8 protein-coding genes are annotated in these 7,925 nt (G+C 65.8%); 5 read left to right on the top strand and 3 right to left on the bottom strand.

Features of this window, described 5'->3' with window-relative positions:
• The 3 genes from ehuD to ehuB form a co-directional block, all read right to left on the bottom strand.
• Positions 1 to 508: ectoine/hydroxyectoine ABC transporter permease subunit EhuD (gene ehuD, locus EOA38_RS21355; protein ID WP_127300164.1), on the bottom strand; the 508-nt coding region annotated here is incomplete at its 3' end.
• On the bottom strand, positions 505 to 1,233 hold the full coding sequence (gene ehuC / locus EOA38_RS21350; protein ID WP_127300163.1) for an ectoine/hydroxyectoine ABC transporter permease subunit EhuC: 729 nt from the start codon (positions 1,231 to 1,233) through the stop codon (positions 505 to 507). The genes ehuC and ehuD, both read right to left, overlap by 4 nt.
• Before the next feature lie 54 nt (positions 1,234 to 1,287).
• Positions 1,288 to 2,157: an ectoine/hydroxyectoine ABC transporter substrate-binding protein EhuB gene (gene ehuB / locus EOA38_RS21345; RefSeq protein WP_126094287.1), complete on the bottom strand. Its 870-nt coding sequence runs from the start codon at positions 2,155 to 2,157 to the stop codon at positions 1,288 to 1,290.
• Between the two features lie 240 nt (positions 2,158 to 2,397).
• On the opposite strand from ehuB, the gene EOA38_RS21340 reads away from it, so the two are divergent.
• The 5 genes from EOA38_RS21340 to EOA38_RS21320 form a co-directional block, all read left to right on the top strand.
• Positions 2,398 to 3,579, top strand: a complete 1,182-nt coding sequence (locus tag EOA38_RS21340) for a M24 family metallopeptidase (protein WP_210212979.1) — start codon at positions 2,398 to 2,400, stop codon at positions 3,577 to 3,579.
• A 30-nt stretch (positions 3,580 to 3,609) separates the two neighbouring features.
• Positions 3,610 to 4,758, top strand: a complete 1,149-nt coding sequence (locus EOA38_RS21335; protein ID WP_127300162.1) for a Xaa-Pro peptidase family protein — start codon at positions 3,610 to 3,612, stop codon at positions 4,756 to 4,758.
• A 9-nt stretch (positions 4,759 to 4,767) separates the two neighbouring features.
• Positions 4,768 to 6,021 (top strand): sarcosine oxidase subunit beta family protein, encoded by a 1,254-nt coding sequence (locus tag EOA38_RS21330; RefSeq protein WP_126094290.1) that lies wholly within the window; start codon positions 4,768 to 4,770, stop codon positions 6,019 to 6,021.
• 12 nt (positions 6,022 to 6,033) lie between these two features.
• On the top strand, positions 6,034 to 6,300 hold the full coding sequence (locus EOA38_RS21325; RefSeq protein ID WP_127300161.1) for a sarcosine oxidase subunit delta: 267 nt from the start codon (positions 6,034 to 6,036) through the stop codon (positions 6,298 to 6,300).
• Positions 6,297 to 7,925: FAD-dependent oxidoreductase (locus tag EOA38_RS21320; protein ID WP_189434777.1), on the top strand; the 1,629-nt coding region annotated here is incomplete at its 3' end. The genes EOA38_RS21325 and EOA38_RS21320, both read left to right, overlap by 4 nt.

Here is a 7,925-nt window from a genome sequence, read left to right as displayed (position 1 = left end):
GTTCCAGCACCGCGATCGCCGAAAGCAGCGGCGTTTCCTTGAACAGCGCGACCAAATAGTTGCCGAGCGCCGGCACGATCGGCGGGATCGCCTGCGGGATGATGATGTCGCGGAACGTCGTCCAGGCCGAGAGATTGAGCGCGATCGCGGCTTCCCACTGGCCGCGATGGATGTTGTCGAAACCGGCGCGGTAAACCTCCGAACAATAGGCGGCGTAGTGGACGCCGATGGCGACAACGCCAGCGGTGAACGCATCGATCACGAGGCCGAATTTCGGAAACACGAAATAGATAAAGAAGATCTGGATGAGCAGCGGCGTCGAGCGGATCAGCTCGACCAGCACCGAGATCGTCCAGCCGGTCCATGGCACGGCGATGCGGACCACCGCCAGGACAAGGCCGAGCGAGGCGGCGATGACAAAGCCTAGCAGCGTCGCCTCAATGGAGATGATTGCCGCGTGCGCCAGCACCGGCAGGATCTGCAAGGTAAAACTCCAATCCCAGATCATGCCGCCCTCCCCCGCGCCAGGCCGAGCGAAGCCCGCCTTTCGAGCAGCCGCATGCCGATGGAGATGACCAGCGACATGGCAAGATACATCAGCAGCACCAGCGTGAAGATGGGAATGGTCTTGAACGTGGTCTGGTTCATCTGCTGCGCCTTGAAGGCAAGGTCGGTGAGCGTGATCAGCGAGACCAGGGCGGTCGCTTTCAGAAGCTCGATGAACAGATTGCCCCAGGGCGGGATCATGGCGATGAAGGCCTGCGGCAGGATGATCCGGCGCAGCATCTGCGACCGGCTCATGTTGAGCGCCGTTCCCGCTTCCCATTGGCCGCGCGCGACCGATTGGATGGCGCCGCGCACGACTTCCGACCCATAGGCGCCGACGTTCAGCCCAAGCGCCAGAACGGCAACCAGAAAGGCGTTGAGCGTGACGCCGAACTGCGGCAGCACGAAGAACAGCCAGAACAGCTGCACCAGCGCCGAGGTGCCGCGGAAGATCTCGACATAGACCGTCGCCAGCCATCTGAGCGGCGCTGGGCCGTACATGCGTGCAAGCGCCGCGAGCACGCCCATGACAATCGCCAGCAGGCTGCCAAGCACGGCTATTTCGATGGTCAGCAGCGCGCCCTGCAGCAGCCCCGGCAGGAACAGTCTATAGGATGCCTGCGTCGCCAGCACGCCGATAACGGCGAGCGCGACAACCAGCATGGCAACTAACGTGCGGATTCCCATCTGCCCTCCAGGAAAAAAGAGGGCGGCGCTCTCGCGCCGCCAGCAGTTGGGAACTTATTCGCCCTTGCAGAGCTGCGCGGTGGTCTTGTTGGGCAGATAGTCCTTGCCGAAGCCGAGCGGCTCGACAAGGGCGATATGCTCGGGCGACCCGATGAACTTCTTCAGCTCGGCGTTGAACGCTTCTTGCAAATCGGTGTCTTCTTTGCGGAAACCGAAGCCGCCATGGCCCTTGACCGACTTGCCGGCAACCTCGCCGAACGGCTTGGTCGATTCGACGCCGTCGGCCTTTTTGGCCATCTCGGCGATCGACAGCGCCGTCAGCGTGGCCGCATCGGCGCGGCCCGACTGAACGGCGGCAACCAGGCTGGACTGATCGGGCAAGGTGACGAGCTGCGCCTCGGCGACACCCGCATCCTTGGCGTATCCGCCCTCGACGGCACCGGCCATCACGGCGAGCTTGAGATCGGGATTGGCCTTGATGCTGGAATAGTCCGTCAGGCCTTTCGGATTGCCCTTCGCCACCAGCATGGCCTCGCCGATGCCGTAGGACGGCTCCGAGAAATTGATCTCGGCGCAGCGCTTCGGATTGATGAACATGCCGGCGGCGATGATGTCGAAGCGGCCGGCCTTAAGGCCCGGAATGAGCGAGCCGAACTCGGTCAGCACGCCGTCCACCTGCTTGATGCCCATCTTGGCGAGCACCGCCTTGGCGACCTCAGGCGCTTCGCCGGTCAGCTTGCCGTCGGGCGTTGCAAAACCGAACGGCGCCTCGTTGGCAAAGCCGACACGGATGTAGCCGTCCTTCTTGGCGCGTTCGAGGGTCGTCTCCGCCTTGGCCGGCAGTGACGTGAATGCTGTCGCGGCGAGCGCAAGGCAAGCGGCGGCCTTCACAACCGCGCGGCGGGATATCTGTGACGTGAACATGCGTTCCCCTTTCAATGATCGCTTTGGCTCGAGCGACGTTTCTCCTCCATCACTTCAAGCTCATAAGACGTATACAACTCATCTGGACATATCGCAAGATGCGCTGTACGAATCTCGGAAAATAGCCGCTATCGCCACAATGCGCGACATAACCATTGACAAGTTGTGCACAATTAAGGGCTTTTTCCCGAAATCACGGGGCTGCGAGCCGCGTTCAGCCGCGGCGATGGGAGGGACGGTTTGAGCGGGTCGGACGAGTTCACCAAGGCGGAATACGCGCGGCGTCTGGCCGACGTGAAGCACCGCATGGAAACGGCCGGTTTCGATCTCATCATCTGTCAGGATCCCGCCAACATGTCCTGGCTGACCGGCTATGACGGCTGGTCTTTCTACGTGCCGCAATGCGTGCTCGTTCATCTGGAGGAAGAGCGTCCGATCTGGTTCGGCAGGGCGCAGGACGCCAAGAGCGCCCGCATGACCACCAGCCTGCCCGAAACGAACATCGTCCCGTTCTCGGAGCGACTGGTGCAGCATCCCGTCGAGCATCCCTATGACGAGCTCGCCGGGCTGATCAGGGCGCGCGGCTGGAACAGGGCGCGGATCGGCGTCGAGATGGATGCGCATTATTACACCGCGCGCTGCCATGCCCATCTCGCCGGCGGCCTGCCCGAGGCGCGCTTTTCCAACAATCACGACCTCGTCAACTGGGCGCGCCTGGTGAAATCCGAAGCCGAGCTGGCGCTGATCCGCGAGGCGGGCGCGATCTGCAGCAATGCCATGAACCGCGCCATCGAAAAGATGCGGCCCGGCGTGCCGCAGAACCACGTCATCGCCGAGATCTATCACGCGCAGATCATGGGCGTGGCCGGCGCCGGCGGCGACTATACCGCCATCTGCCCATTGATGCCGGTCGGCGAAGGCACAAGCACGCCGCATCTGACCTGGTCGGACGCGCCGCTTCCCGACAGCGGGCTCGCCATCGTCGAGATCGCCGGCGTGCGGCGGCGCTACCATGCGGCGCTGACCCGGACGGTGCATTTCGGCAAGCCGCCGGCAGCCCTTTCCGACATGGCCAAGGTGATCGTCGAAGGCGTCGACGCCGGCCTCGAAATGGCGCGGCCCGGCAACACCGCGGAACAGGTCGAAGCCGCCTGGCAGGCAGTGCTGCGCAGAAACGGGCTGAAGAAGGAAAGCCGGGTGGGCTACCCGGTCGGCCTCGCCTATCCGCCGGACTGGGGCGAACGCACCGTGAGCCTGAGACCCGGCGACAAGACCGAGCTCGAGCCCGGCATGTGCTTCCACCTCATGGCCGGCGTCTGGCTCGACGATTTCGGCGTCGCCATTTCGGAGTCCTTCGTCGTTGCCGACAACGGCGGCGAGCGGCTCTGCGACGTGACGCGCGATCTCATCGTCATCGACTGACCACCCAACAGGCAATTTCGAGGATACACAATGGACCGCAATCCCTTTTCGGAAGCCGAGATCGCCGGCCGCCTGTCGAAGGTGCGCAATGCGTTGGCCGAGCGCGGGCTCGACGCCGCCGTCTTCGCTTCGCCGGAAAATGTCTTCTATCTCACCGGTCTCGACCATTGGGGCTATTTCGCGCCGCATCTTCTGATCGTGCCGCTCGACCGGCAGCCGGTTCTCATCACCCGCTCGATGGAGAAGGTGACGATCGAAAACCAGGTGAAGGCGGCGGAATTCCGCGGCCATTCCGACAGCGAGACGGCGGCGGATCTCGCCGCGCGCGTCCTTTCCGAACTCGGCCTGACGGGCAAGCGCATCGGTCTCGAATACTGGACCTCGGGCCTCAGCCATGGCCTCGCCCTGAAACTGGAAGCGCAGGCCGAGGCCAAATGGAGCGATGTCTCCGGGCTGGTCGACAGGATGAGGCTAGTTAAGAGCGCCGAGGAACAGGCGCTGATGCGCCGCGCCGCCAAGGTCACGGATGCCGCCGCCGGTGCCGCGATCGCGGCGATCCACGACGGCGCCGCCGAGCAGGAGGTCGCCGCGCAATGCGTGGCGGCGATGGCGCGCGCCGGCGGCCATGCGCCCGGCTTCGGCCCGTTCATCCGCCCCGCCGCCCGGCTCGGCGAGGAACACACGACCTGGGGCGACGGCACCTATCGAAGCGGCGAGCCGGTCTTCGTTGAATTGTCCGGCTGCGTCTCGCGCTATCACGCACCGCTCGGCCGGCTGATCCGTATCGGTAGCATCAGGGACGAGGACGCCGCGATGGCCGAGGTGGCGGCCAAGGCGTTCAATGCCGTCGTCAAGGCGCTGAAACCCGGCGTCAGGGCGCGCGACGTCTACGCCGCCTGGCAGGGTGTCGCCGACGAGGCCGGCCTTTCGCACTATCGCCGCCATCATTGCGGCTATCTCGTCGGCATCGGCCAGCCGCCGTCCTGGACTGGCGGCAATTCGGTGACGGGCCTGCGGCACGATTCCGATCTCGAGATCGAGACCGGCATGAGCTTCCACATCCTGTCCTGGCTGATGGGCACCGGCCACGGCGACGATTTCATCTCCAACACCGTGCTTCTCACCGAGACCGGCGCCGAAGTGCTGACCCGCACCCCGACCGGTCCGATCGTTCGCTAGACGATGACCATGCGCTACTCGGCGTTTTCGATTTTCCGCAACGGCCTGTCCGGCCAGAAGAACTGGCAGCGCGCCTGGCGCGCCGCCGAGCCGAAAGGCGCCTATGACGTGATCATCGTCGGCGGCGGCGGGCATGGCCTCGCCACGGCCTTCTACCTGGCCGAGAACCACGGCGTCCGCAATGTCGCGGTGCTGGAGAAAGGCTATGTCGGCGGCGGCAATGTCGGCCGCAACACCACCGTCATCCGCTCCAACTACCTGCTCGACGGCAACACCCAGTTCTACGAATTCTCGGTCAAGCTGTGGGAAGGCCTGTCGCAGGCGCTGAACTTCAACGTGATGTTCTCGCAGCGCGGCCAGATCGTCACCGCCCATTCGGCGGACCAGCTCGACACCTTCAGCCATCGCGCCAACATCATGCGGCTGAACGGCATCGACGCCGACATCCTCGACCGCGACGAGGTGCGGCGGCTCGTGCCCTATCTCGATTTCTCCGACACGGCGCGATTCCCGATCCATGGCGCGATCCTCCAGGGCCGTGCCGGCACCGCCCGCCACGATGCCGTCGCCTGGGGTTATGCGCGCGCCGCCGACGGTCATGGCGTCGACATCATCCAGAACTGCGAGGTGACCGGCTTTGTCCGCGACGGCGACAGGATCGTCGGCGTGGAGACGAGCAAGGGCCGGATCGGCGCCGGCAAGGTCGGCCTCGCGGTGGCCGGCCATACGTCGGTGCTCGGCCAGAAGGCCGGGCTCGAACTGCCGATCGAAAGCCACGTGCTGCAGGCCTTCGTCACCGAGCCGCTGAAGCCGCTGGTCGATCATGTCGTGGCCTATGGCGCCGATCATTTCTATGTCAGCCAATCCGACAAGGGCGGGCTGGTCTTCGGCGGCAATCTCGACGGCTACAATTCCTATGCCCAGCGCGGCAATCTCGGCGTCGTGCGCGAGGTGGCGGAAGCGGCAATCGCGCTGATGCCCTGCATCTCGCGCGTTCGGCTGCTGCGCCATTGGGGCGGCGTCATGGACATGACGCCCGACGCGAGCCCGATCATCTGCCCGACGCCGATCGACGGGCTCTATCTCAATGGCGGCTGGTGCTATGGCGGCTTCAAGGCGACGCCCGCCTCGGGCTGGTGCTTCGCGCACACCCTTGCGACCGGCAAGCCGCATCCCTTGATCGCCGCCTATGGCCTCGACCGTTTCCGCACCGGCCGCACGCTCGACGAGGCCGGCGTCGGCCCCTCGGCCTGGCTGCAATAGAGAAGAAGACAAATGCTTCGCATCGAATGCCCGTGCTGCGGCCCGCGCGACCATGACGAGTTCCGCTATGGCGGCGACGCTTCCGTGGCGCGTCCAGCCCATGACGACCCCGATCCGGAGGCCTGGTACCGCTATGTCTATGTGCGGGACAATCGGGCCGGACCGCACTGCGAGTTCTGGCAGCACGTGTCCGGCTGCCGGCAATGGCTGGTCGTCGAGCGCGACACCAGAAACCACGTCATCCAATCGGTCGGCTTCGCCAGGAAAATGCCCGCATGAACAGGATCGGAAATCGCCTCGCGGCCGGCGGGCGCATCGACCGCGCGCAGCCGCTGGGCTTCGTTTTCGATGGTCGAAGCCTGGCCGGATATCAGGGCGACACGCTCGCTTCCGCGCTTCTCGGCAACGGCATCATGCTGACCGGCCGCAGCTTCAAATATCACCGGTCGCGCGGCATCTTTTCGGCTGGGCCGGAAGAGCCGAACGCGCTGGTCACGCTCGGAACCGGTGGGCGGCGCGAGCCGAACCTGCCGGCGACGATGCTCGAACTGGCGGAGGGCATGACCGCCGAAAGCCAGAACCGCTGGCCCTCGCTCGCCTTCGACTTGCAGAGCCTCAACGGGCTGTTTTCGCCCTTCCTTTCCGCCGGCTTCTACTACAAGACGTTCATGGGGCCGACGCGGCGCGCCTGGATGTTCTATGAGCATTTCATCCGCAAGGCGGCGGGCCTGGGTCGCGCCGGCACTGAGCCCGATCCCGGCCGCTACGAGGCGCGGCACGCATTTGCCGACGTCGCCGTCGTCGGCGGCGGCCCCGCCGGCCTGTCGGCGGCGCGCGCGGCGGCGACCGCCGGCGCGAGCGTCGCTCTCATCGAGCAGGACTTCTTGCTCGGCGGCCAGTTGCTGTCCGAGCGCCCGGACGCAGACGCAGCCGCCTGGCTGAGCGCGATCGAGGCCGAATTGGCTGGCCTCGACAACGTCACCCTGATGCGCAGGACGATGGCGTTCGGCACCTTTGACGCCAACACGCTGGGGCTGATCGAGCGACGCGACGGTCGGGCCGCGGAAGCCGCCGCGCGCCAGGTCTTCACCATGCTTCGCGCTCGCTCGATCGTCTTTGCCACCGGCGCCATCGAGCGGCCGCTGGTCTTTTCCAACAACGACCGGCCGGGCGTCATGCTGGCGTCCGCCGCCCGGACCTACCTCAACCGCTTCGCCGTTCTGCCGGGCAAGAAGATCGCCGTCGCAACCACGCATGACGGCGCCTACCGCGCCGCCTTCGACCTCGCAGCCGCCGGCGCCGAGGTGACGGTCGCGGATCAGCGCGGCGCCCCGCCCTCCGGCCTGGCCGCGGAAGCCAGGCGCCTGAACATAGCGATCCGAGCCGGCACCCTGATCACCGACCTGCGCGGCGGCCATACGGTGAAGGCCGCGCAACTCGCCGGGCCGGGCGGCAATCTGGAAATCGCCTGCGACCTCGTCTGCCTGTCCGGCGGCTGGTCGCCAAGCGTTCATCTTACCTCGCATCTCGGTGTCAAACCCGTCTATCGCGGCGATATCGACGGCTTCGTTCCGGGCGCCTTGCCGGCAGGCCAGTTCGGCGCCGGCGCTATGATGGGCCGCTTCTCGACCACTGGCGCCATCGAGGACGGCCACCGCGCGGGCATTGAGGCGGCATCGTCCTGTGGAAAATCGGCAACGGTGCCGGCGCCGCTCAAGCTCGATCTCGGCGAGGCCGCGGCCGCTCCGTTTCGCGCGATCGCGTCCACGGGGCGCGGCAAGGCCTTCGTCGATTTCCAGATGGATGTGACCGAGAGGGACATCGAGCTCGCCCATCGCGAAGGCTATGAATCGGTCGAGCACCTGAAGCGCTACACGACGCTCGGCATGGGCACCGACCAGGGC

It is taken from the genome of Mesorhizobium sp. M1E.F.Ca.ET.041.01.1.1 (assembly GCF_003997355.1).
Taxonomy (GTDB): domain Bacteria; phylum Pseudomonadota; class Alphaproteobacteria; order Rhizobiales; family Rhizobiaceae; genus Mesorhizobium.
Note: the sequence above shows the minus strand (reverse complement) of the source record. Positions and strands in the feature narration are given on the sequence as shown.

Coding starts and splice junctions, on each gene's coding strand:
- ehuC (WP_127300163.1), bottom strand. CDS start 1,233: ATGGGAATCCGCACGTTAGTTGCCATGCTGGTTGTCGCGCTCGCCGTT.
- ehuB (WP_126094287.1), bottom strand. CDS start 2,157: ATGTTCACGTCACAGATATCCCGCCGCGCGGTTGTGAAGGCCGCCGCT.
- EOA38_RS21335 (WP_127300162.1), top strand. CDS start 3,610: ATGGACCGCAATCCCTTTTCGGAAGCCGAGATCGCCGGCCGCCTGTCG.
- EOA38_RS21330 (WP_126094290.1), top strand. CDS start 4,768: ATGCGCTACTCGGCGTTTTCGATTTTCCGCAACGGCCTGTCCGGCCAG.
- EOA38_RS21325 (WP_127300161.1), top strand. CDS start 6,034: ATGCTTCGCATCGAATGCCCGTGCTGCGGCCCGCGCGACCATGACGAG.